The organism is Ruegeria sp. H3 (assembly GCF_056533095.1).
This window is the reverse complement of the sequence record NZ_JBQFOD010000004.1, coordinates 292,747-314,604: the sequence shown is the minus strand read 5'-3', so window position 1 is coordinate 314,604 and position 21,858 is coordinate 292,747. Positions and strand designations below refer to the sequence as shown.

At 59.7% G+C, this 21,858-nt stretch carries 20 protein-coding genes; 10 read left to right on the top strand and 10 right to left on the bottom strand.

The window, feature by feature from the left end; translation table 11 throughout:
* Positions 1–402: 402 nt before the first annotated feature.
* The gene (locus ACR0JE_RS07625) at positions 403–1,590 is read right to left on the bottom strand and encodes a Zn-dependent hydrolase (protein ID WP_480863730.1); all 1,188 of its coding nucleotides are present in this window, start codon (positions 1,588–1,590) and stop codon (positions 403–405) included.
* A 135-nt stretch (positions 1,591–1,725) separates the two neighbouring features.
* Here ACR0JE_RS07625 and ACR0JE_RS07620 point away from each other — a divergent pair, with 135 nt between their 5' ends.
* The 4 genes from ACR0JE_RS07620 to ACR0JE_RS07605 are packed head-to-tail and all read left to right on the top strand — an operon-like array spanning position 1,726 to position 5,217.
* Positions 1,726–2,376 carry a histidine phosphatase family protein gene (locus ACR0JE_RS07620; protein WP_480543278.1) on the top strand — a complete coding sequence of 217 codons (651 nt, stop codon included), beginning with the start codon at positions 1,726–1,728 and terminating at the stop codon, positions 2,374–2,376.
* A 10-nt stretch (positions 2,377–2,386) separates the two neighbouring features.
* Positions 2,387–3,001: a glutathione S-transferase family protein gene (locus ACR0JE_RS07615; protein ID WP_480863729.1), complete on the top strand. Its 615-nt coding sequence runs from the start codon at positions 2,387–2,389 to the stop codon at positions 2,999–3,001.
* A gap of 14 nt (positions 3,002–3,015) precedes the next feature.
* Positions 3,016–4,071 (top strand): saccharopine dehydrogenase, encoded by a 1,056-nt coding sequence (locus ACR0JE_RS07610; protein WP_480863728.1) that lies wholly within the window; start codon positions 3,016–3,018, stop codon positions 4,069–4,071.
* 3 nt (positions 4,072–4,074) lie between these two features.
* The gene (locus ACR0JE_RS07605) at positions 4,075–5,217 is read left to right on the top strand and encodes a saccharopine dehydrogenase family protein (protein WP_480863727.1); all 1,143 of its coding nucleotides are present in this window, start codon (positions 4,075–4,077) and stop codon (positions 5,215–5,217) included.
* A 97-nt stretch (positions 5,218–5,314) separates the two neighbouring features.
* On the opposite strand, the gene ACR0JE_RS07600 is transcribed toward ACR0JE_RS07605, so the two are convergent.
* The gene (locus ACR0JE_RS07600; RefSeq protein WP_170533669.1) at positions 5,315–5,632 is read right to left on the bottom strand and encodes a DUF3775 domain-containing protein; all 318 of its coding nucleotides are present in this window, start codon (positions 5,630–5,632) and stop codon (positions 5,315–5,317) included.
* 87 nt (positions 5,633–5,719) lie between these two features.
* Complete coding sequence (locus ACR0JE_RS07595; RefSeq protein ID WP_480863726.1) at positions 5,720–6,490, bottom strand: DUF1365 domain-containing protein; 771 nt, start codon at positions 6,488–6,490, stop codon at positions 5,720–5,722.
* Positions 6,491–6,639: 149 nt separating this feature from the next.
* On the opposite strand from ACR0JE_RS07595, the gene ACR0JE_RS07590 reads away from it, so the two are divergent.
* A complete protein-coding gene (locus ACR0JE_RS07590) occupies positions 6,640–7,296 on the top strand; it encodes a sigma-70 family RNA polymerase sigma factor (protein WP_353009261.1) in 657 nt (218 codons plus the stop codon).
* A 10-nt stretch (positions 7,297–7,306) separates the two neighbouring features.
* Positions 7,307–7,957, top strand: a complete 651-nt coding sequence (locus ACR0JE_RS07585; RefSeq protein WP_480551147.1) for a ChrR family anti-sigma-E factor — start codon at positions 7,307–7,309, stop codon at positions 7,955–7,957.
* Positions 7,958–7,964: 7 nt separating this feature from the next.
* On the opposite strand, the gene ACR0JE_RS07580 is transcribed toward ACR0JE_RS07585, so the two are convergent.
* The 7 genes from ACR0JE_RS07580 to ACR0JE_RS07550 all read right to left on the bottom strand — a co-directional run bounded on the left by ACR0JE_RS07580 (position 7,965) and on the right by ACR0JE_RS07550 (position 16,649).
* Positions 7,965–9,269, bottom strand: a complete 1,305-nt coding sequence (locus tag ACR0JE_RS07580) for an adenylate/guanylate cyclase domain-containing protein (RefSeq protein WP_480863724.1) — start codon at positions 9,267–9,269, stop codon at positions 7,965–7,967.
* Between the two features lie 50 nt (positions 9,270–9,319).
* On the bottom strand, positions 9,320–10,549 hold the full coding sequence (locus ACR0JE_RS07575) for a DNA recombination protein RmuC (protein ID WP_480863723.1): 1,230 nt from the start codon (positions 10,547–10,549) through the stop codon (positions 9,320–9,322).
* Between the two features lie 57 nt (positions 10,550–10,606).
* The gene (gene mutL / locus ACR0JE_RS07570; RefSeq protein WP_480863722.1) at positions 10,607–12,463 is read right to left on the bottom strand and encodes a DNA mismatch repair endonuclease MutL; all 1,857 of its coding nucleotides are present in this window, start codon (positions 12,461–12,463) and stop codon (positions 10,607–10,609) included.
* A gap of 290 nt (positions 12,464–12,753) precedes the next feature.
* The gene (locus ACR0JE_RS07565; RefSeq protein ID WP_480863721.1) at positions 12,754–13,683 is read right to left on the bottom strand and encodes a metal ABC transporter permease; all 930 of its coding nucleotides are present in this window, start codon (positions 13,681–13,683) and stop codon (positions 12,754–12,756) included.
* The gene (locus ACR0JE_RS07560; protein ID WP_480863720.1) at positions 13,680–14,885 is read right to left on the bottom strand and encodes a metal ABC transporter permease; all 1,206 of its coding nucleotides are present in this window, start codon (positions 14,883–14,885) and stop codon (positions 13,680–13,682) included. Before ACR0JE_RS07560 ends, ACR0JE_RS07565 begins: the two co-directional genes overlap by 4 nt.
* 3 nt (positions 14,886–14,888) lie before the next feature.
* Positions 14,889–15,692, bottom strand: a complete 804-nt coding sequence (locus tag ACR0JE_RS07555; protein WP_480863719.1) for a metal ABC transporter ATP-binding protein — start codon at positions 15,690–15,692, stop codon at positions 14,889–14,891.
* A gap of 3 nt (positions 15,693–15,695) precedes the next feature.
* Entirely contained in the window at positions 15,696–16,649 is a 954-nt protein-coding gene (locus tag ACR0JE_RS07550) for a metal ABC transporter solute-binding protein, Zn/Mn family (RefSeq protein WP_480863718.1), read from the bottom strand.
* A gap of 202 nt (positions 16,650–16,851) precedes the next feature.
* Here ACR0JE_RS07550 and deoC point away from each other — a divergent pair, with 202 nt between their 5' ends.
* The 4 genes from deoC to ACR0JE_RS07530 all read left to right on the top strand — a co-directional run bounded on the left by deoC (position 16,852) and on the right by ACR0JE_RS07530 (position 21,857).
* Positions 16,852–17,850 carry a deoxyribose-phosphate aldolase gene (gene deoC, locus ACR0JE_RS07545; RefSeq protein ID WP_480863717.1) on the top strand — a complete coding sequence of 333 codons (999 nt, stop codon included), beginning with the start codon at positions 16,852–16,854 and terminating at the stop codon, positions 17,848–17,850.
* A 10-nt stretch (positions 17,851–17,860) separates the two neighbouring features.
* Positions 17,861–20,194: an aldehyde dehydrogenase family protein gene (locus tag ACR0JE_RS07540; RefSeq protein WP_480863716.1), complete on the top strand. Its 2,334-nt coding sequence runs from the start codon at positions 17,861–17,863 to the stop codon at positions 20,192–20,194.
* 24 nt (positions 20,195–20,218) lie between these two features.
* Positions 20,219–21,034, top strand: coding sequence for an SDR family oxidoreductase (locus ACR0JE_RS07535; RefSeq protein ID WP_480863715.1), 816 nt, complete (start codon positions 20,219–20,221; stop codon positions 21,032–21,034).
* Between the two features lie 88 nt (positions 21,035–21,122).
* The gene (locus tag ACR0JE_RS07530) at positions 21,123–21,857 is read left to right on the top strand and encodes a Crp/Fnr family transcriptional regulator (protein WP_480543306.1); all 735 of its coding nucleotides are present in this window, start codon (positions 21,123–21,125) and stop codon (positions 21,855–21,857) included.
* Position 21,858: the final 1 nt, after the last annotated feature.

Here is a 21,858-nt window from a genome sequence, read left to right as displayed (position 1 = left end):
CCAACGGATACTGAACAGGCATCTCCCATCCCGCAAAATCAACCATCTTTCCACCCAACTCAACATGAAGAGAGTACAAGGGAGTGCGTTTCGGGGAAGTCATGGCGGGTACTGCCTTTCGTCTCTAATGGTCGCAACGCATGCGCATCAGTCTGCCGCAAGCAGCAAAATTTGCAACGATTCAGCCCCGGATTCTAACTGCGGGGCTTTGCTGCGGCAAACCTGTATACGGGCGTATGCATCAATAATGTTCCTATAGGAAACTTTTTTCCGTTAGGCAACACTCGTTGCAATAGACCCTGCGCTTCACCGAAATTAATCAAAGGCGCGAACCCCGCCAAAGGGACTTACCCTGGGGTCAATACGCTGAGAAGTCTGGATATTCCATGTCTTTCATACGGATCACCCAGCCAAGGCTCTTACAGCATGTTCCAACACGCAAAGACCAGCGACTAGGTCATCCTCGGCCGTATCCTCGGCGAAATCATGGCTGATTCCATTGATCGAGGGCACAAATAGCATCGCAACTGGCATCAGGCGGGCGACATTGGTGGCGTCATGCAGCGCACCCGATGGCATTCCGCGCCAGTTGTCGGGCGAGACCTGTTGCGCACCACGCTCCAGCGCCGCGCGCAGGGTCGAGTCCATGGCCACCGGCTCCAGCCCCAGCATTGGGCCGTAACTGAGGGTCATGCCAAGCTCGTCGGCGACCTGCTGCGCGGTGGATCGAATGATCTCCTCCATGCGGATCAGCCGGTCCCCATCGCCATCGCGCCATTGCATCGAGAACCGTACACGCCCCGGCACGATGGAGGATGCATTGGGATGCAATTCGACGCGACCGATGGTCCATACGGTCTGAGGGGCCACCACGTTACGGAAGCGGTCATTCAATCGCGCGTTAAACAAAGACAAGGCCTGAAACGCATCGCGCCGCAAATGCATCGGCGTGGTACCCGCATGGTTCTGTTGCCCCTCAAACGTGATCGACATATCCCGGATTCCGACAATATCGGTGACAACGCCGATTTGCTGCCCCGCTGCGTCCAGCGCGGGGCCTTGTTCGATATGCATCTCGATGAAACCGCGGAACCGGGATGGTTCGACAAAGCCTTGTGTCAGGTCAGCCATCGCAGATCGGGCCGCGCCAAAGGGAACTCCAGAGCCGTCGGTCAGCTGATCGGCCTGTTCCAGCGGCAGCCCACCTGACCAAACCGCCGATCCAGTGGTCACGCCAAAGCGACCCTCTTCATCTTGAAAACTGACAACCGAGATCGGTTGATCGCTGGCCCGTGCAATCTCGAGCGCGGCAATCACGCCCAGCGCCCCGTCCAGCCAGCCGCCTTCTGGCTGGCTGTCGGAATGTGATCCCATCAGCAAGGACGTGCCTGGGGCAAGTCCAAACAGGTTCCCAACCGGATCAAAATGCGGCTCCAGCCCCGCTTCGGTCATACGGCCCGCCAGCCATTGCCGTGCGGCAATGTCTGCTGGGGAATAGGCCGGACGCACGACACCTTTGCCAACACCCGACGCCCCGAATTCGCGCAGCTTGTGCAGATCGGCCAGAAAACGATTTGGATCGATGCTCATAGGTCCTCCAGACGCATAGTCGCGGCAACCATAGCCAGAACACAAAAAGCTGTAAGGATTTTTTGCCACCAGAAGGAAACCCCTCTGGCCCCGGCCCGGAACCTGCCCTAAGACATCCGCATAAGAGGGACCGACATGTCACATATTACATTGGTGCGGCACGGGCAGGCCAACACGGCGGCGCGCGACGAGGCAAACTATGACAAGCTGAGCGATTTGGGGCATAAGCAGGCCCGTTGGCTGGGTGCGCATCTGCGCGACACGCGCAGCCATTATCCCCGCGTCTATTGCGGCACGCTGACCCGGCACGCCGAAACAGCGGCGAGCATGGAGCTAGCCGACCCGATCCGTGACCCGCGATTGAATGAGATCGAATACTTCACCCTCGCGCAATTGTTCGAGGAGCAACACGGCGTTGCCATCCCCACAGATCGCGAAGGCTTTGTAGAACATTTGCCCAAGACGTTTGCCGCCTGGGCCAATGGCGAGATCGAGAACGCGCCCGAGACCTTTGAACAATTCGAAACCCGCGTCAGCGATGCGTTGCGGGACATCGGGACCGAAGGTGGGCCGGCTATCGTTGTCACATCAGGCGGGTTGATCTCGATGGTGGTGCGGCAGGCAATGGGTCTGGATATCCCTTCGATGGCCCGCGTCGCCCTTGCCATCATGAACACGTCGCTGCATCGTCTGCACCCGATTGGCGCACATCTCAGCCCGGTTCTGTTCAACGCCGTTCCGCATCTGGAAACGCCCGATCGGCAATTCGCACAGACGCATCTGTAAGGAGACCCCTATGCAGCTTTACTACGCCCCTCGCACCATCTCGGTTGCCGTTGCCATCGCTCTGGAAGAGGCGGGGCTGGACTATGAGGCTATCAAGCTGGATTTCGCCGGGGGCGAGCAGACCAAACCGGCCTACAAACAGATCAATCCCAAGGGTCGGGTTCCTGCGCTGGCGGTCGACGGAGGCATTCTGACCGAGACCGGCGCGTTGCTGGAATTCATCGCGGCCAAAGCGCCCGATGCCGGGTTGGTGCCTGCCGATCCGGTGATGGCCGCCCGAATGCGCGAGGTGATGTTCTACCTCGCCTCAACCATGCATGTGAACCACGCGCACAAGCAGCGTGGCCATCGCTGGGCGGACAAGGAATCCAGCTGGAAGGATATGACGGCCAAGGTCGCGGAGACAATGACTGCGTCTTGTGACTACCTCTCAGCCAACGGGCTGCGCGGGCCTTTTGTGCTGGGCGAAGCGGTCTCGCTGGCGGATGCCTACCTTTATGTGGTGTGCAGCTGGCTTGAGGGCGACGGGGTAGATGTTTCGGCCTTTCCCAAAATCGTCGCTTTCCGCGAAGCCATGGAGGCGCGGGGGTCGGTTCAGGCCGTGCGTGCCGCCGGAATGCTCTGAACAAAGGAAACTGCATGACACATCTGTGGGTCCGGGCAGAACAGCGCCCGAACGAGGAACGGGTCGGTCTGACCCCCGACGGCGCGGCCACGCTGATCGCGGCGGGTATCCGCGTGACAGTCGAAGACAGCTCGGTCCGCGCTATTCCGATTGATGGGTACAAAGACGCAGGCTGCGAGATCGCGGTCGAGAATTCCTGGCCCGAAGCCCCATTGGATGCAATCATCTTTGGCCTCAAGGAATTGCCCGAAGATGGCTCGCCCCTGCCCCATCGCCACATCATGTTCGGCCATGCCTATAAGGGTCAGCATTCGGGGCGCGCGTTGTTGCAGCGATTCAAGGCCGGGGGCGGCACGCTTTATGATCTGGAATATCTGGTCGACGAAAATGGCCGACGCGTCGCCGCCTTTGGCTATTGGGCTGGCTATGCGGGTGCCGCGGTCACGCTGAAAACATGGGTCGCGCAGCAACGCGGACAGGAATGCCCGCCCGTTGACGTCTATGCCAATAAAGATGCCCTGAATGCCGAATTGCTGGCGGAACTCGACGCTACGGAGGCCACCCGCCCCCGCGCCATCGTCATCGGCGCCCTTGGCCGCGTAGGCACCGGGGCAGCGGACCTGTGCGAAGCGATGGGCGTCAGTGTCACCAAATGGGACATGGCGGAAACCGCCAGCGGAGGACCATTCCCGGAAATCCTGGATCACGACCTGTTCCTGAACTGCATCTTTGCGCGCCCCGGCACACCGGTCTTTGTCCCGCGCGCGGCATTGACCGCATCGCGCAACCTGACCGCCATTGGCGACGTGGCCTGCGACCCGGACAGCGACTATAACCCGGTGCCGGTCTATGACCGCGCCACCACGTGGGAGACCCCCGCCCTGCGTGTGGCCACAGACCCGGTGATGGACGTGATGGCCATCGACAACTTGCCCTCGATGCTGCCGGTCGAAAGCTCGCAAGACTACGCGGCACAACTGGTGCCGTCCCTGCTGACGCTGACCGATCTGGACAGCGGCGTCTGGGGTAGGGCAGAAGCGACTTACAAAACGCATATCGAAGGGATCTGAACGATGACGATTCACTGGTGTGGAACCGGCCTGTCGGCCATTCCCGGCCTGCGCCGCCTGATCGAAGGCGGGCACAAGGTCGCCGTCTGGAACCGGACTGTCGACAAGGCCAAGGCCGAGGTGGGAGACCTGACCGATGACATCCGCGCCTTCGACATCGACGCTCTGGGCGCAGTGCTTGAGAAGGGCGACGTGATTGTGTCCATGTTGCCGGGCGACTGGCACGTGCCGCTGGCGGAGCTGGCGATCTCGAAAGAGGCGAACTTCGTCTCCTCCTCCTACATCGCGCCCGAGATGCGCGCGCTGGACGACAAGGCACGCGACGCCGGTGTAGCGCTGGTCAACGAGGTCGGGCTGGACCCGGGCATCGACCACCTGATGGCGCATGCTTTGGTGGCCGACTACCGCGCCTCGGACGCGTTCGATGCGCAAAACCACCTCAGCTTCATCTCCTATTGCGGCGGTATCCCGAAGAACCCGAACCCGTTCCGCTACAAGTTCAGCTGGTCACCACTCGGCGTGCTGAAAGCGCTGCGCTCACCTTCAAAATCGATCCGTGAATACGCCCCACTGGACGTTGCCCGCCCATGGGACGCGATCAGCAGCTATATCGCGCCGCTGCCAACCCCCGAGAGCTTTGAGGTCTACCCAAATCGCGACTCGCTGCCCTTCATGGCCGAATACCAGTTTGAGGATCACTGGCCGGTCAAAGAGTTCGTCCGCGGCACCCTGCGCCTGAACGGCTGGACCGACGCCTGGGCCGACGTATTCACCGAGATCGAAACCCTCTCAGGCCCCGAAGGTGACGCGCGTCTGAAAGAGATGTCGGACCAGTTCTGGGCCGAAAACGCCTATGACGAAGGCGAGCCCGACCGCGTAGTGCTGTGCGTCGGCCTGAAAGCTGAGAAAGACGGCATTGAAGTCTGGCACAAAACCTATGTGATGGACGCCTGGGGCGACGAACGCGGCACCGCCATGGCCCGCTTGGTGTCGATCCCGGTGTCATTGGCCATCGAGGCCGTCCTGAACCGCGCGATACCGGCTGGCGTTCACGCAGCCCCAAACGATCCGAAACTGGTGCAGGGCTGGATGGCTGAGATCGACACCCTGGCCCAGCATTTGCAGATCGTGGATCATTTGGTCTGACAATACCTGCCGGAGCAGGCCGACCAATCCTTCTTCTGTTCAAAAATACCTCGGGGAGCCCGAGGGGCTGGCCCCTCGTTTCCAACTTTAGCAACGCCTACATCAGATCGTTTTCCACATCCTCGGCCGAAATCCCCAGCGCATCCAAGCCGTTCTCCAGATGGTCCGACAGATGCGGCGTTCCGATCAGGTAGTCAGCACATGGGGTTGAGGCCTCGGACCTTGCGGTCGCAATCGCCTCAGCCAGATCCTCGGCGAAGAAGCTCTCGCGCCCAATCCACATGATAGCGACCAGCTCGGCCTGCTCATCCTCGCTCATCCGGTCGACAAAGGCGCGTAACTCACCTTCGGCCCGCTCCAACTCACGGCCCATCATTGCGACCTGGGCGACTTTTCTTGCTGAGATTTCCAGCATGTTTCCAGCTCCTTCTGTTCGCGGTCTCAGAGCATCAGACCCGTTCCAAAGACCCGAGTCTTTGATCTTACGCAAACAAAAACCCGCTTAATGCCTGCTGCGTGAAACCGGGTGATCCGGCACAGGTGTGGTGCGGAACGGGCGAAACCGGGCTTTCTTGAGCCAAAGTTTCAGCGCCTGCCAAACGATCAGGGCAAATGTCCGCCGCGCGCCGAAAGGCCGGCGCAGCAACGACCACAGGATCGTGCGATTGGTCAGTGGCTGGCGTGGCCCGGTCAAAGTGGCAATCAGCCCCCCACCCTTACGTTCGTAGTCAATCCAGACGCCCACGCGATCAGGGCGATAGTCAAACCGGAACGTATAGCTTCCTTCGATCTGCTGGAACGGAGACACATGCATCAGCTTGTCCGCCACCAAACGGTCAGACGGGCCAATAGGCGAAAAATCCGGCTTATGGCAGACATAGCTGTGACGGGTTCCATAGGTATTGGTGACCTCGGCAACAACCACGTACAGCTGCGCGTCAGTGTCAAAGCAAAGCCAAAAGCTGACAGGGTTGAACACATGGCCCAACACGCGGGGCTGCGTCAGCAACATGATCTGCGCGGGCTGCGGCACCTCCAATTCACCAAAACGGGCGCGCAACCAGCTTGCACCGGCACCTTGCTTTGGCACGCCTCCGTGATCGGTACGCCGCCAGTTGAAGACATTCGCACGATCCATCGAAAACAGTAGGGGTGTTATCAACTGCGCCTCAGGGTCAAACAGGATGTAGTCAACCGAATATCGGAACGCATTTTCAATCGTACCTTTGCGACCATGATAGGTATGGCCTGCGATATGGTCGATTTTCTTCATGTCGTTGCGTTTCCTGTCTGACCCGTAAACGGTTAAAATAGCGCTCTTTTCCTCAAAGAGCTGACATACCTAATACGAATCCTAGCGCGGATTGGATTATTTTGTCTCAGGAAAGTGATCCGCCTTGGGCCGACCCGCGTAATGTGGTTATGTTTACCGAGATCAATACCGTGACCTTGGACGAACCTGCGGCTGAACAGGCCGCCCCTCAGCCTTGGCGCGCGAAGAAACGCATCAAGGGTAGACAGGTGAACGGAACGAACGGCAGTTGCGACACCAGGACCGAGTGGGTGGACCAAGTCAGGCGTATCCGGGATGCGCAGGACCAAGCGGCTTTTGCCGAGCTGTTCCAGCATTTCGCGCCGCGTATCAAGGCGTTCCTGATGAAGTCAGGGTCTGACGCCACGATGGCCGAAGAATGCGCGCAAGAGGTGATGGCAACCTTGTGGCACAAGGCCCATCTGTTCGATCCATCGCGGGCCACAGTGGCCACCTGGGTGTTCACGATTGCTCGGAACAAACGCATTGACGTCCTGCGCAAGCAGCGCCGCCCCGAACCCGAGGAACTGGGATGGGGACCCGAGGCCGAGCCTGATCAGGACGATGTCCTTGCGTTACAACAGGAAACCGCGCAGCTGCGTACCGCCCTATCGGCGTTGCCAGACGCGCAGAGACAGCTGATCGAGAAGGCGTACTTCGGAGATCTGAGCCATCGAGAGATTGCATCTCAGACCGGATTGCCGCTGGGCACGATCAAATCACGGATACGGCTGGCGCTGGACCGCTTGCGCCACGCGATGAATTGAGATGAGTAATATGAGCAACCCGATCAAACATCACCTGACGGATGATCTGCTGATGGCTTATGCGGCGGGCACCCTGCCCGAGGCGTTTGACCTTATGGTCGCCACCCATCTGTCGCTATGCGACCACTGTCGCGCGCGTGCTGAAAGCTTTGACGCCGTGGGCGGGCATGTGCTTGAGGATCAGTCAGACAGCATTAGCATGAGCGATGCGTCACTTGCGGCCACCATGGCTTTGATCGCCCAAGGCGCACCGACCCCCAAGCCCGCGAAACCGGGCTGCGCCGTTCTGCCGACTCCACTGCAGGACTATGTTGGCGGAACCGTGGATGACATCCAGTGGAAATCCATCGGTATGGGGGTGAAACAGGCGATCCTACCCACGTCCAAGGATGCCACTGCGCGGCTGCTGTTCATTCCAGCGGGCGTTGCCGTGCCGGATCACGGACATCACGGGACCGAGTTGACCATGGTGCTGCAAGGCGCTTTCTCGGATGAGGTCGATCGGTTTGCCCGTGGCGATGTCGAGATTGCGGATGAGGATTTGGAGCATACGCCTGTGGCAGACATGTCAGAGGATTGCATCTGCTTGGCCGTCACAGACGCGCCATTGAAGTTCAATAAGCTGATGCCCCGGCTGTTCCAGCCTTTCCTGCGTATCTGAAGTGCAGTCAGGCGCTGCAATCCGGCCGGGGTATTCCGTATACATCCAACGCACCGCTGCGCCCGCGTACCTCTACCGGGGGCAGCGATATCAGTTCGGTATCAGACACCGAGGCACTTGCGGCGTCGAGTAACGCGGCGGACATAATCAGGGTCATATCTGCTGTACGCGTCAGGCTTTCCAACCGGGCCGCAATGTTGACCGTGTCACCAAACACCGAATACTCCAGCCGCTCCTGATCACCGATCACACCAACAAAAACCTCACCCCAATGCAGGCCGATGCCCGTTTCCAGCGTGGGCAGGTCCGCGTGCCTGCGCTCGATAGTCCAATCGCGCATCTCGTGCGACAACCCCAGCCCACATCGCAAACACCGTTCAGCCGCGCGTTCACCCTCAAAAACGATCATCACCGCATCCCCGATGAATTTGTCGATGATGCCATTCTCTTTCCGAACCACCTTTGAGACACGGCTGCGATAAGAAGTAATAAGCTCGGACACCTGCTCGGGCTGCAAGTTTTGCGATAAGGTCGTGAAGCCGCGCAGGTCTATGAAAATCACTCCGGCCAGTTGCCGCCGCCCCTGTTTCAGCGCTGACAAACCGCTTTCGCCCAGATCTCCGACCACTTGCGCAGGCAGGTATCGGGTCAGGTTCGCGCGGCGCTGCGCTTCGGTCACCGACTGAAACAGCAGGGCATTTACGCGATAGGCGGCAACGATGAGAACCACACCCGCAAGTGTGATCATGAACAGGCGGATCAGGTTGGGTGGCGGCGAGAGAAACAGCCAGATCGGATTTGCATCTTGCCCCCTCGAAAGCCCCGCATCCTGACTGATCAGATATAACAATCCCAGAACAAGCAGCGCAACTTGCAGCGCCATGACCTTGGGGTTGCCACGCAAAACGCCAAAGGCCAGCACGACAGGCACCAGCCACACCGCTGGCAGCACAAACATCACGTCCCCTGACAGGCCAACATTGCGCATGCCCACCCAGACATTGAAAACCAGAAAAAGCGCATCTGCCGCGGAAACTGGCCAAGCCATCCAACCGGCAAAGCGCTGTTGTCGCGCTACTGTCCATGTGACCAGGCCCAGCGCAAAATAGGCAAACATGGTGCCAAGGGCGGATACCCATTGCCGTTCCAACACGGCATGACCTGTATTCTGAACCGGTTGCACGGTGACGAGAAAGAACACGCCCAGGCCAAAGGCCACCAGCATACGCAACAGACCAACAATCTGTTCGGCATCCTGCTCAGCTTTGCCCAGCAGCTCGGCAATCTCTGACGGCGGAGTGTCTTGTGCCATATCTCTGCCAGTGCGCCCCTTGATCATACGACGCCTGTTCAGGCGCAGGATTAGCCTTCTTGGCGCGCCAGCGGAACAACGTCATGCGAGTCGTCCGGAGCTAACTCCTCAAAGTCGAAATTGTCCAGTCGGCGCGCCCTGCGCCCAGCCTTGTCAGCACTGATCTTGATCTCCGAGATATCCTTGGCCGCTTGCCCAAAATGACGATCCAGATTGGTCACCCGATCGCCCAGACGTTCAACATCCTTGTGCAGTGCCCCAAGTTCCTTACGGATCGCACCCGCCTGTTCGCGCATGCGGGCATCTTTCAGGATCGCGCGCATGGTGTTCAGCGTCGCCATGCAGGTGGTGGGTGAAACGATCCAGACACGTTTGTTAAAGCTTTCCTGCACCAGTTCGGGGAACTTGGCGTGTAGCTCGGCATAGACGGCTTCGGACGGCAGAAACATCAGCGCGCCATCAGCCGTTTCGCCATCCAGAATATACTTCTCGGCAATGTCGTTGATATGCTTGCGCACGGTGCTGCGGAACATCTGCAGCGCCGCTTTCAGCTCCATATCATTGGTCGAGCCAATAAGCGCCTCATAGGCTTCCAACGGGAATTTGCTGTCGATCACGATGGGGCCCGGCGGGTTCGGCAGATGGATCAGGCAGTCGGCGCGCCGCCCGTTCGACAGCGTTGCCTGCAACTGAAAGCTGTCTGACGGCAGCGCCTTGGAGACGATGTCATTCAACTGAATTTCACCAAACGCGCCGCGCGTCTGTTTGTTCGACAGGATATCCTGCAGCGAAAGTACATCCCCAGACAGTTTGGTGATATTGACCTGCGCCTTGTCGATGGCCGACAGACGTTCCTGCAATTGGGTCAGCGAGGTTGCGGTCTGTTTCGACGAGCCGTGCAGCGTTTCCTTCATCCGCTCCTGCATCTCGGCCAACGCGCGCGCCGATTTCATCGCGTTATCGGCCAGCCTATCGTTCATTTGCTGCTGGACCGAGGACAATCGCGCCTCGACCGTCTGGATCACCTGCACCTGCGCATTGGCCTGCGTGTCCGAGACATGCTGCAATCCACCACGCAACTGTTCCTGCCCCTGCCCCAATTGCTGCACATGCTGCCCCAGATGCGCCATCTGCCGCGCCAGCGGTTCGGTCATCCGGGCCGAACGATTGGCCGCGCGCAGCGACAGGAACAACATCAGCACGATCAGCAGGATAACCCCTCCAACGGTCAGAAGAACCGGGTCATTTATTGGGATCTGTACGCCTGCAATCTGGATCATGTGATTCAATATGTTCTCGTTTTGTTTCGATCTTGTTAACGATTCCGGAGCATCGAATCAACTACGCCCGAACAGCCGCTCGATATCGCTCAGTTTCAATTCCACGTAAGTTGGCCGCCCGTGGTTGCATTGGCCAGAATGGGGTGTTGCCTCCATCTCGCGCAGCAGGGCGTTCATCTCTTCTGCGCGCATCCGGCGACCCGAGCGGATCGAGCCGTGGCAGGCGATGCGGCTCAGGATCGCCTCGATCTTGGCCTGTACCATTTGGCTTTCGCCCTGATCTACCAGTTCGTCGAGGATATCCAGGATCATCGCACGGGCATTGACCTCACCCAAAATGGCCGGGGTCTCGCGCACGGCGATGGCCCCGCCACCGAACGGTTCAAGCGTCAACCCAAAGCGCGACAGGTCATCGGCAACGGCCATTAGGCGGGCGCAGTCGCCCTCGGACAGTTCCACAATCTCGGGGATCAACAGGGCCTGCGCGGCGACGCCGTTCTCGGCCATTTGTGCCTTGAGTTTCTCGTAGACCAGCCGTTCATGTGCAGCGTGCTGGTCGACAATCACCATGCCATCGGCGGTCTGGGCGATGATGTAATTCTCGTGCACCTGTCCGCGCGCCGCGCCCAAAGGCAGGTCCTGTGCCGGTGGTTCTTCGGCGACCGGTTCGATCGGGGTCGGTGCAACAATGCTGCCGCTGTAGTCATTGGCCAGTTCGGCAAAACCCGGTGCCTGCGCCCGATACGCGGCCTGGCGCGCTGCAGGGGAGGGCCGATCCATCTGATAGACCCGCGCCGGAGTTACCTGTGCCGGTTCCGGGCGCATCGCCCCAAGCGTTGCATTGGCCACGGTCGAGGACGCCCGATGACCCGCCTCAGCCAGCGCATAGCGCAGGCTGGACACGATCAGCCCGCGCGCAACGCCCGGATCCCGGAACCTCACTTCGGACTTGGCCGGATGGACGTTCACATCTACCAGCATAGGATCACAATCAATGAACAACGCCGCCGCCGGATGGCGATCCCGGCTGAGGAAATCGAAATAGGCCGCGCGCAATGCACCCGACAGCATCTTGTCCCGGACCGGGCGGCCATTGACGAACAGGTACTGTGCCACCGCCGCGCCTCGGGAATAGGTCGGCAGGGCGGCATAGCCATAAAGCCGGATACCCTCGCGTGTGGCATCGATACGCAGTGCGTTTTCGGCGAACTCGCGGCCAATCACCCGGGCCAGACGGGCGTGCAGCGCGTCAAACAGATCACCATTCTCGCGATCCGCACGGAAGGTCACTCGCCCCTCACCACCCCCCGAGACATCGCGCAGCGTGAAGGTCACCGAAGGTTCCGCCATCGCAAGCCGTTTCACTATATCGGTGATCGCCTGCCCCTCGGCCCGATCGGTGCGCATAAACTTCAACCGGGCGGGCGTGGCGTAGAACAGATCGCGCAGCTCAACCACCGTGCCCGCACGAAGGGCGGCAGGTTTGACCGCCTCCATCTTCCCGCCGGCCACGTGGATTTGCGCGGCCTCGGCACCGGGCACTCGGCTGGTGATCGTCAAACGCCCTACAGCGCCGAGCGAGGGTAGCGCCTCGCCCCGGAACCCGAAGGTATGGATGTTCAGCAGGTCCGACCCGTCAATTTTCGAGGTCGCATGCCGCGACAAGGCCAGCGGCAAATCCTGGGCGGAGATACCGCAGCCATCATCCGTGACCCGGATCAAGGTCTTGCCACCGTCCGCGATATCTATGGCCACCCGGCTGGCGCCAGCATCAATGGCATTCTCAACCAGTTCCTTCACAGCCGACGCCGGGCGTTCCACCACCTCGCCCGCTGCGATCCGATTGATCGCTGCATCGTCGAGTTGCCGAATAACCGGGCGAATGTCGCTGATATTGGGGTTTGCTTGCGCCATACCACCACAACTAGCACATGGCACTACGATTCCGCCACCGATTTTGGCATCGGTTTCGATTTGATTTTAAACCTGAGAGAGGGGGTGTCCGGGCAGTTGCGGGCGGGTTCCAAATAAGGTGCCGCTTGTCCTCAACCACCCGGACGTTCTGAAGTGAGTGGTAGGTAACGAGATCTTACCGTCACCGGTACCATGCGCATTTTCAGAAGGCTCATTAAGAGTCACATTCGAACAATCTGGGCAGAGTCCAGCCGATGACCTGCGGAAAGCACTGGCAGGAAAGCGCCAATTCACGCTGTCGTGTGCGCACCAACTCTGGCACGGCAAGGGCCGAACATCGCACTCAGAGCCAGAATCACACCCGATATTGTGGCAATCATACCGGCCGCGCTGACCGCATCCGCCGCGCCCAGCCAAAGCGGTCCGTAACCGGCCAGCACATATCCCGACACAGCAGAGATCACGGCGAACACAACGCTCCAGGCGACCTGAGCCTCAAGCCGGTTGGTCATCATCCGCGCCGCAGCGGGCGGGCAAATGAACATGGCGATCACTATGATAGAACCGACCGCATCAAACGCTGCCACGGCGGCAATTGCAGCTACAACCACCAGTGCCAACCCAAGCGCATTGGTACGAATCCCCAAGGTGCGGGCGAACCCCTCATCGAAGGTTGAGATTTTCAGTGGACGCCAGAATAGCCAGGTGAACAGCAGAACCCCCAGCAATGTAATTGCGATCCGGGGCAGTTCAGGCGGCAAACCGGCCAGCGCCTCGATATCCCAAAGCGAGGACCAGCCCGTCGCATCCAGCCAGATCAGGCTTTCCAGATTGCCATAGAGCGCGTGTTCCACGTCCAAATGCACGGTCGAGGTATCGGTCTGTTCCAGAAGCAGTACACCGCCTGCGAACATGGTGGTGAAAACAACGCCCATCGCCGCACCGGGTTCGATCTGACCCAACCGCCGGATGGCCTCGATCAGGACCACCGCGACAATCGCCGCACCTGCCGCGCCCAGCATCATGGGCCAGGTTGAGATTGCACCGGTGACCAAAAACGCCACAACGATACCCGGCAACACGACATGGCTGATCGCATCCCCGATCAGAGCCTGTTTGCGCAACACCAGAAAGTTGCCGGGCAGCGCGCAAGCAATGGCGGCAAAGGTGCCAATCAGCAAGGGCGTCAGGGAAAGGGGAACGAATTCTTCACCACTCATACCGGAACCTCCTGAGGGCCACCGATCTGGCGGTCGATCTCGGCGATCTGGTCGCGGGTTAGCACGGTTTCGATATCTCGCAACCCGTCATAGAGCGCCGCCGTCGCCTCATGCGCCTGATCCGCGCGCACAACCTCCCAACGCTTTTCGTCTCGCAACGCCTTGGCCGCACGAGCCTTTCCGGCCTCGGTTGCCACCCCATCTGAACGAACCAGATCGGCACGGCGCAGCAGGCGTAGTGTTAGTGGCTCATATATCTTTTGGTCTTGCGCTAAGGCCAGCAGCCCTTGCCGGATATGCACACGGCGCTGAAACCGCAGGTGACGCAGAACAGCGGCCAGAACACCTCGGATCGGGGCAAAGAATAGCGACAGGACAAAGAAACCAAAGCTGACCAGAACGATGATCGGTCCGGTGGGCAGGTTCGGCGCAGTGGCAGACAAAGCGGCTCCGATATAGCCTGCCAATCCACCGGCCAGACCGGCCAGTATCACAACCCGATCAGAACGGTCGGACCAGAACCGCGCCGTGACGGGCGGGATAATCAGCAAAGCGACAATCAAGATCAGGCCAACGATTTTCAGCCCGACCACGGTGACGGCCATCACCAGCCCCATCATCGCCAGATCAATCCGATGCACTGGAAAGCCTTGGGCCGTCGCATAATCCGGATCAAAGGCCACTAAAGTCATCGGGCGACGCAGGATCATGACCAGTACCAGGGTGGCCGCGCCACCAATCGCGATGATCATCGCATCCGCCCATAGCATACCGGCGGTGGAGCCCAGCAGGAAACCTTCGAGCCCCGCCTGACGACCCACACCCATGGTCTGAATGACAGTCAGCAGGACGATGCCAAAGCCAAAAAACACTGACAGGACTGCACCAATCGCAGCGTCTTCAGCCAGCCGCGTGTGGCGTGTCAGCCAGTTCATGCACAGCAGTCCGATCCAGGCCGAAACCGCCGATCCCGCCAGCAGGCCCAACAGATTGCGCCCATCTCCACCGAACGCGACCAGCACCATGAAAGCAAGGCAGACACCGGGCAGGGTTGCATGGCTGATCGCATCACTGACCAGCGCGCGTTTGCGCAGAAAAAGAAAGGTGCCAGTGACACCCGCCGACACCCCCAGCAACGTCGCACCAATGGCAACGAGCGTGGCGTTATAGCCAAGCTGCAGGCTAAGCGCATCCCAAAGCATGTGTTACCCGACTGCGCGCGAAATCTGATCGATCTGCGCGGTAGCCAGACGCCCACCGTATGCGGATTGCAGAGTTTCTGCGGTGAACGCCTCGGGCACCGAACCTTCGGCTATCTTACGGGTGTTGATCAGGAAGACATGGTCGAAATAATCCGTGACGGTTGCCAGATCGTGATGCACGACGACCACGGTCTTGCCCGCCTCTTTCAGCGACTTCAGCACTGCGATGATGGCCTTTTCAGTGGCCGCATCGACCCCGGCAAAGGGTTCGTCCAACAGATACAGGTCGGCATCCTGCGCCAGAGCGCGGGCCAGAAATACCCGCTGCTGTTGTCCACCCGAAAGCTGGCCGATTTGGCGATCTGCGAAATCACGCATCCCGACCCGGTTCAGGCAATCCATCGCGCGGGCCATGTGTCGCGCACGAACCCGGCCCAACAGGCCCAGCTGCCACGACAGACCCATCAAGACCACGTCGATCACGCGGGTCGGGAAATCCCAATCCACACTGGCACGCTGCGGCACATAGGCGATCCGGGCACGCTGATCTTCTAGCGATTTCCCGAACACGGTCACCCGGCCGGACAGAGGGTTCACGATCCCAAGCGCCGCTTTCAAAAGGGTCGATTTCCCCGCACCGTTCGGACCAATGATCGCTGTCATGGCACAGGGTTGAACGGTCATATCGACTGAGAACACAGCCGGTTTCTGACCATAAGAAACGGTCAGACCTCGCACCGCCAACGGGCTGGATTCAACGCTCTGATCTTCGATCGAAACACCCTGTGAAGCGGCCAGTTCCAGCATCGTTTAAAACCCCGCCGACAGTTTGCCGTTCAGGCCGCGCTCGGGCACGTCGGCACCCAATGCACCTGCAATCACGGTGATATTGTGGTCCAGCATTCCGACATACGTACCTTCATAGGTACCATCGACACCCATCGCGTCCGAAAACAGCTCGCCCCCAACTGAAACCTCGTGCCCCTTGGCCGCTGCCCCTTCGATCAGTGCGCGCATGGAACGGTCAGAGACCGAGCTTTCCACGAAGACGGCGGTCAGTTGACGGTCAACCAACGTATCGACGAGCTCTCCGATCCGGTTCAAGCCGGCTTCGGATTGGGTTGAGATCCCCTGAACGCCCATGACCTCATAACCATAGGCCGCCCCGAAATATCCAAAAGCATCATGGGCGGTCAGCAACACACGGCTTTCTTCTGGTACAGCCGTCAGAGACTGTTCTGCATAAGCTGCCAGCGCTTGCAGCTCAGCCAGATGCGCCTCGGCATTTGCCGCAAAAAGGTCTGCCGATTCAGGGCGGGCTGCGGTCAGTGTGGCCTGAATCTCGGTCACAACCTCGCCCCACAAGGCTGGGCTCATCCAGATATGCGGGTCGTATTTGTCGGCATAATCGTCATGGGCACGCAGCTTGGATTTATCGATGCTTTCTGCCACAGCAACCACAGTCTGTTTGCGCGAAAGGTTTTCAAAGAAGTCCTCCATCTGCGCTTCCAGATACAGGCCATGCCACAGAACCAGATCCGCACGGGTCATGGCAACGATGTCGCTGCGGGTCTGGCGATACGCATGCGGGTCAACGCCCGGCCCCATCAGGCCCTTCACGTCCACCTGATCCCCGCCAACCTGACGCACCGCATCTGCGATCATGCCGGTTGTTGCGACGACCTTCAGAGGGGCCTCAGCCCATGCGGCGAGCGGAAGCGATGCAGCAACGGCCAATGCGGCAAGGAAATGACGACGAATCATATTCAGACCTCAGAACTGTAGTTCAGTTGAGATTGAATATGAGAACCATTCGCAACTAAGTCAATGCTATTGAGAATTATTCGCAACAAATTCCGCATTATTTGTCCAAATGGTCAAATTATTCTGTGTCGCGCGGTTCTGATGCCTTCCATTTAGCCGCAGCCCGTGCGATTTTGGCGCAAACCTCCCAAAGGACGTGACAATGGAAACGCAGAGCTCAGACAGCCCCGTGCGCACCGCGCATCTGCCGCAAGTGACCGAACCCCGCAACTCCGGTATGGACCTTGACCTGGACTGGGTGCGCGCCGTGCAGGCAAACACCTCTGCGATCGAACGCCGAGCGGCCACCCTGCCGGGTCGGCGGTCGGTGAAGAAAGACTATCAAGCCGCATGGCTGCTGAAGGCGATCACGATGATCGACCTGACCACCCTGTCGGGCGATGACACTGTGGGACGGGTGCGTCGACTGTGCGCCAAGGCACGCCAACCGGTTGCATCCGCCACCTTACAGGCGCTGAATATGCCCGCGATCACCACAGGCGCGGTTTGTGTGTATCACGACATGATCGAAACTGCGGTTGATGCGCTCAAGGGCACTGGGATTCCAGTGGCAGCCGTTTCCACCGGCTTCCCCGCCGGCTTGTCCCCGTTTCACTTGCGTGTGGCCGAGATCGAGGAAAGCGTGAAGGCCGGCGCCGAAGAGATCGACATCGTGATCTCGCGCCGTCATGTACTGTCGGGTGACTGGCAAGCGCTGCACGACGAAATGAAGGCGTTCCGCGTGGCTTGTGGAGATGCACATGTGAAGGCGATCCTAGCGACCGGAGAACTGGGCAGCCTGCGCAACGTCGCCCGTGCTTCGCTGGTGTGCATGATGGCGGGGGCGGATTTCATCAAAACCTCAACCGGTAAGGAAAGCGTCAACGCTACCCTGCCCGTTTCTCTGGTGATGATCCGCGCGATCCGCGACTACTATGACCGCACTGGGTATCGCGTGGGATACAAGCCTGCGGGCGGGATTTCCAAAGCCAAGGACGCGTTGGTCTATCTGTCGCTGATCAAGGATGAGCTGGGCGACCGCTGGCTGGAGCCCGATCTGTTCCGCTTTGGCGCCTCATCGCTGCTGGGCGATATCGAGCGGCAGTTGGAACATTATGTGACAGGCGCGTATTCCGCCGGTTACCGTCACTCCATGGGCTAAGGACAAAACAATGACAGTCAAAGAGATTTTCGAAACCATGGATTACGGCCCAGCCCCCGAAAGCGCTGCCGAGGCACTGGCCTGGCTGGTCGATCAGGGCGACAAGTTCGGCCACTACATCGACGGGGCCTTCACCAAACCCGGCAAGGGGTTCGACAGCCGCAACCCCGCGACCGGAGAGGTTCTGGCCAAGCTAACCCAGGCGAAGCAAGCTGATGTGGACGCTGCCGTCGCCGCTGCCCGCAAGGCGCACCCCAAGTGGGAGAAACTGGGCGGCGCAGGTCGTGCACTGTACCTCTATGCTATTGCACGTCTGTTGCAGAAGCATTCTCGCCTGTTTGCCGTGCTGGAGAGCATGGACAATGGCAAGCCGATCCGCGAGTCCCGCGATATCGACATCCCCCTGGCGCAGCGACACTTCTACTACCACGCCGGTATGGCGCAGCTGATGGAAAGCGAACTGCCCGATGCTGAGGCCTTGGGCGTTTGCGGCCAGATCATCCCGTGGAACTTCCCTTTGCTGATGCTGGCGTGGAAGATCGCGCCTGCGCTGGCGATGGGCAATACAGTGGTTCTGAAGCCGGCCGAGTATACCTCGCTGACCGCGCTGCTGTTCGCCGACATCTGCTCGCAGGCTGGATTGCCGAAGGGCGTCGTTAACATCGTGACCGGAGACGGCGCGGTGGGCGAGATGATCGTGAACGCGGATGTGGACAAGGTTGCCTTTACCGGCTCGACCGTGGTTGGCCGCCGTATCCGCGAAGCAACCGCTGGATCAGGCAAGGAACTGACTTTGGAGCTGGGCGGAAAGTCCGCTTACGTCGTGTTCGACGACGCCGATATTGACTCAGCTATCGAAGGTTTGGTCGATGCGATCTGGTTCAATCAGGGTCAGGTCTGCTGTGCGGGTTCGCGCCTGTTGGTGCAGGAAGGCATCGCCGACCGCTTTCACGACAAGCTGCGCGCCCGGATGGATGGCTTGCGCATCGGTGATCCGCTGGACAAATGCATAGACGTCGGCGCTGTGGTGGACCCGGTGCAGCTGCGAACGATCAAGGGCATGGTCGATAGCAACACGGTTGGGCATGTGCATCAGGCCGCCTGTGAGTTACCGGAAAACGGCTGCTACTACCCTCCGACACTGATCTCGGGTCTCGAAACTTCGGACCCGCTGATGCAGGAGGAAATCTTCGGCCCGGTACTGGTCTCGTCCACTTTCCGCACTCCTGAAGAGGCGGTGGAACTGGCCAACAACACCCGTTACGGTCTGGCCGCGACGGTCTGGACCGAGAATGTGAACCTGGCGCTGGATATCGCGCCCAAGCTGGTCGCGGGCGTGGTCTGGGTCAACGCCACCAACCTGTTCGACGCCGCCGCAGGGTTTGGCGGCGTGCGCGAAAGCGGTTTTGGACGGGAAGGTGGCTGGGAGGGGCTGACGGCCTATACCAAACCCAAAGGCAAAGCTAAGCCGCTGGCCAAGGTCGAAGCGGCCATGGGCGAAGGGGCTCCGGTCGATCCCATCGACCGCACCGCCAAGATGTATATCGGCGGCAAACAGGCACGACCCGACAGCGGATATTCAAAACCAATCTGGGGCAAATCCGGCCTGCTGGGCCATGTGGGCTTGGCCAACCGCAAGGACGTCCGCAACGCGGTTGAGGCTGCGGCGGGGGCGAAAGGTTGGTCCAAAACTACCGGCCATCTGCGGGCGCAGATCCTTTATTATATCGGCGAGAACCTCTCGGCCCGCGCGGGTGAATTTGCCGCCCGTATCGACGCCATGACCGCCAAAAAAGACGGCGCGAAAGAGGTCGAAACCTCGATCCAGCGCCTGTTCACCGCGGCGGCCTGGGCCGACAAATATGACGGTCAGGTGCATGGCGTCCCGATCCGGGGCGTGGCAATCGCAATGAAGGAACCCGTCGGCGTGATCGGCGCGCTCTGCACGGATGAGGCCCCGCTGCTGGGCCTAGTCTCGACCATGGCCCCGGCGATTGCGATGGGCAACCGGGTGGTGCTGGCGGCGTCTGAGCCCTACCCGCTGGCGGCGACGGATTTCTATCAGATCCTCGAAACCTCGGACGTGCCCGCCGGTGTGGTCAACATCCTGACCGGCAGCCACGCGGAACTGGCGAAACCGCTCGCCTCGCATCTGAACGTAGACGCGGTCTGGTCGTTCTCATCCACCAACCTGTCAAAAGAGATCGAGGCTGTCTCAGCCGGGAACCTGAAACGGACCTGGGTCAATAACGCGACGGCAATCGATTGGAGCGTGGACCATTCCCGCCGCTTCCTGCAAGCTGCGACCGAAGTCAAAAACATCTGGGTGCCCTACGGCGAGTAGGGCTCCCGACCATGGGAGGCCCATATGGATTTTTCAGGAAAAACCGTCGTCGTCATCGGTGGGACCAGCGGTATCAATCGTGGCATTGCCGAGGCCTTTGCAGCCTCGGGCGCGAAACTGGCTGTGGCCAGCCGGTCGCAGGAAAAAGTGGATGATACCGTCGTGGCGCTAAAAGCGGCGGGTGCTGAACAGGCCATCGGAGCAGCCTTTGATGTGCGCGATCCCGAGGCCGTTGCAGAAGGCCTGAAACAGTTCCACGATGCGCTCGGCATATTCGACGTTCTGGTTTCCGGCGCGGCGGGCAACTTTCCGGCGCTGGCGGCTGAGATGTCAGTCAACGCCTTCAAAACCGTGATCGACATCGACCTGATGGGCACGATCCACGTAATGAAAGGGGCCTACCCCTATCTGAAACGTCCCGGTGCGAGCATCATCAACATCTCGGCCCCGCAATCCTACCTGCCCTACGAAGGCCAATCCCATGTCTGCGCCGCCAAAGCCGGGGTCGACCAAATCACGCGCACGCTTTCGATGGAGTGGGGGATCGAAGGGATCCGGGTGAACTCGGTCGTGCCTGGCTTCATTGAAGGCACCGAGGGCGCCAAACGTCTCACGCCTTCGGAAGACGCGCATGAAGAAATACGCAAGGACATCCCATTGGGCCGCTGGGGGCAGCCGCAGGATGTGGCCAATGCCTGCCTGTTCCTCAGCTCGGACCTGGCCAGTTACATCAGCGGGACGGTAATGGCCGTGGACGGTGCACTCTATCAGCGTGGGTCGGGCAAATTCGGTCAGATGATGGGGGGTATGCTGCGCACGCAGGCAAAAGCACGGACATAATCGTTAATAGATTGTGAAGCTGTTCATATACAGCATCCAGTTTTGAAGACAGCCTTTGGCCTATCACATCGCAAGGGTGGGCCTGAAGATGCTAATACTGCCGACGGACGTCACAGACATTGCACAGCTGATCGTTATGATCGGCGTATTCGGTGCCGGGCTATACATTCTCAACTACTTTCTGTTGCAGATGGGTATCGTGCGCGGGTCGGGCGTTTTGTATCCCGTTCTGGTCATCGTTGCGGCAAGTTGCGTGCTGATCAGCATGGCGGAAGAGTTCAATCTGGCAGGATCAATTATCCAGTTGGCTTACATCCTGATCTCGGTGCTGGGCCTGTTGCGCGGATATCTCTCACATCATCTGGTGCGTTTTTCCGAACCCGAGCAGCAGTTTGTTGACAACTACCTTGAAACGCTCAAACCCCATCACGCGCGCAAGCTGCTGAATACCGCAAAGCTGATCACATACGAACCCGGCGTCACCCTGATCGAGGAAGGCATGACCAGTGACTTTCTCGCTTATGTCCTGTCAGGTCGAACAACAATCCTGAAGAACAGTCAGGTGATTAATCAATGCGGCCCAGACCAGATATTGGGAGAGTTGACCTTCGGCATCGGCCTACCCGCAACAGCCACGGTGCGCACCGATGAGCCGACGGTCTGCCTGGTCTTTGACAGCCAGCGTCTGGCCCGGGTGTTGCGGCGCAACCGCCAGATCGACGATGCGCTCAAGGCCGCGCATTTCCGGCATGCGCGCCAGAAACTGCTGAGCAGCAATAATCACACGGTCAAGGCGCGCACGATGTTGGCGGCTGCGGCCTGAG